Source organism: Actinomadura napierensis, assembly GCF_039529375.1.
GTDB classification, from domain to species: Bacteria; Actinomycetota; Actinomycetes; order Streptosporangiales; family Streptosporangiaceae; genus Spirillospora; species Spirillospora napierensis.
The window spans coordinates 1-2732 of the sequence record NZ_BAAAMR010000243.1 but is presented as its reverse complement, the minus strand read 5'-3'; the positions used below and the strand labels follow the sequence as shown (position 1 = coordinate 2732).

The window sequence follows — 2732 nt, the reverse complement described above, 5'->3', positions numbered from 1 at the left end:
CGAGGACGCGCCCGCGGCCGAGCCCGCCGCGGCCGCCGCGTCCGGGCAGGCGCCGGAGCAGGCGGCGGAGCCGGCGGCCGAGCCGCCCGCGAAGAAGCCCGCCCGGACCCGCACCCGGACCCGCGCGGCGAAGGCCGCCGAGACCGCCGAGCCCGTGCCTCCGACGGGCGCCGAGACGTCCCCGGAGATCGCCGCCGAGCCCGCGCAGGCCGCCGAGCCCGCCGCAGAGGAGCCCGCCGCCGAGGCTCCCGCCGAGCCCGCGCGCCGCACCCGCACCCGACGCCGCCCGGCGGCCGAGAAGACCACCGCGGACGACGCCGCGGAGGAGGCCTCCGCGCCTCCCGCCGCGCCGAGGGTTCCGCCGGTGCCGTCCGTGCCGGAGGTGCCCTCCGTGCCCGTGGCCGGGGCCGAGCCGGAAGCCGGCCAGGTGTCGGAGAGCGAGCCCGCCAGCGGCGTCGGCGTCCCGGGCGTGACGTTCCAGCCGCCCATGGTCGTGTTCCAGCCCCCGCAGCCGAAGGCCGAGAAGCCCGCGCGGGACAAGGACGAGCCGAAGCCCGAACCCGCCGACCGCGACCGGGACAAGGACAAGGATCAGGACCAGGACCGCGACACCGGCGAGGACGAGGGCGACCACGGCCCGTCCGACGAGGACGACTCCGACGACCGGCCGTCGCGCCGGCGCCGCCGCAGGGGCGGCCGCGGCCGCGGCCGCGGCGGCAAGGAGGGCGACGACGAGGCCGACGAGGCCGAGGAGACCGAGCCCGCGGAGTCCAAGGAGAAGGACAAGGGCAAGAAGGACGAGGGCAAGAAGGACGAGGAGCCCGCCGCCAAGCCCGCCAAGTCCAGGTCCAGGTCCGCCAAGGCCAAGGCCAAGGAGAAGGACGAGCAGGCCCCCGAGGCCGAGCACGAGGACGACCACGAGGACGAGGGCGACGACGAGGGTGGCGCCGCCGGCAGCCGCCGGCGCCGCCGCCGGCGCCGCCGGTCGGGCGTCGAGACCGACGCCAACGGCCCCGACGACCCGCCGAACACCGTCGTGCACGTGCGCACCGCCCGCGAGGAGCGCGCCGCCGCCGAGGACGAGGTCCAGTCCGTCCGCGGCTCCACCCGGCTGGAGGCCAAGAAGCAGCGCCGCCGGGAGGGCCGCGAGCAGGGCCGCCGCCGCCCGCCGGTGATCACCGAGGCGGAGTTCCTGGCGCGCCGCGAGGCCGTCGATCGGGTCATGGTGGTGCGGCAGGAGGGCGACCGCACGCAGATCGCCGTGCTGGAGGACGACGTCCTCGTCGAGCACTACGTCAACCGCGCGACGCACCAGTCGTACGTCGGCAACGTGTACCTCGGCAAGGTGCAGAACGTGCTGCCCTCGATGGAGGCGGCGTTCGTCGACATCGGCAAGGGCCGCAACGCGGTCCTGTACGCGGGCGAGGTCAACTGGGACGTCGCCGGCCTGGTGGGCCAGCCGCGCCGCATCGAGTCGGCGCTGAAGTCCGGCCAGTCGGTGCTGGTGCAGGTCACCAAGGACCCGCTCGGCCACAAGGGCGCCCGGCTGACCAGCCAGGTCTCCCTGCCCGGCCGCTACCTGGTGTACGTGCCGGACGGGTCGATGACCGGCATCAGCCGCAAGCTGCCCGACAAGGAGCGCAGCCGGCTGAAGTCGATCCTGAAGAAGGTCATGCCGGAGCACGCGGGCGTGATCGTCCGCACCGCCGCCGAGGGCGCCACCGAGGAGGAACTCGGCCGCGACGTCTCGCGGCTGGCCGCCCAGTGGGAGAGCATCCAGAAGAAGGTCAAGACCGCCTCGGCGCCGTCGCTGCTGTACGGCGAGCCGGATCTGACGATCCGGGTGGTCCGCGACATCTTCAACGAGGACTTCGCCAAGCTCGTCGTCTCCGGCGACGAGGCCTGGGACACCGTCTCGGAGTACGTCGAGTACGTCGCGCCGCACCTCGCCGACCGCGTCGAGCGCTGGACGGGCGACCACGATGTGCTGGGCGCGTTCCGGATCGACGAGCAGATCGCCAAGGCCCTCGACCGCAAGGTGTGGCTGCCGTCCGGCGGCTCGCTGGTGATCGACAAGACCGAGGCGATGACGGTCGTCGACGTCAACACCGGCAAGTTCACCGGGCAGGGCGGCAACCTCGAGGAGACCGTCACCCGCAACAACCTGGAGGCGGCGGAGGAGATCGTCCGCCAGCTCCGGCTGCGCGACATCGGCGGCATCGTCGTGATCGACTTCATCGACATGGTGCTGGAGAGCAACCGGGACCTGGTGCTGCGCCGGCTCGTCGAGTGCCTGTCGCGGGACCGTACCAAGCACCAGGTCGCCGAGGTCACCTCGCTGGGCCTGGTGCAGATGACCCGCAAGCGGGTCGGCCAGGGCCTGCTGGACGCGTTCTCGGAGACCTGCGAGTGCTGCAACGGCCGCGGCATCCACGTCCACCTCAACCCGGTCGAGCTGAAGCCCGAGAAGGTCGCCGGCAAGGAGCCCGCCCGCCGCCGCAAGCGCAAGGGCGAGGTCGAGAAGGCCGTCGAGGAGAAGCTGGCCCAGCGCGAGACGAAGCGTGAGCCGGCCGAGCCGAGGGGAGACGCCGAGCCGGCCGCGGAGCCGGAGGCGGCGCGTACCGAGCCGGCCCGGCCGCGGCCGAAGAGGTCCCGTCCCGCCAAGCGTCCCGCCGGCCCGCCGCCCGAGGTCGACGGCGAGGAGCCGCCGGCGGAGGGCGGCGTGGAGGGGG

The 2732-nt window shown here is 74.5% G+C and carries 1 protein-coding gene; it reads left to right on the top strand.

Annotated features, from left to right (window positions below; translation table 11 throughout):
• On the top strand, nt 1-2732 hold a 2732-nt coding region (locus ABD296_RS49125; RefSeq protein ID WP_344285353.1), incomplete at both ends, for an Rne/Rng family ribonuclease.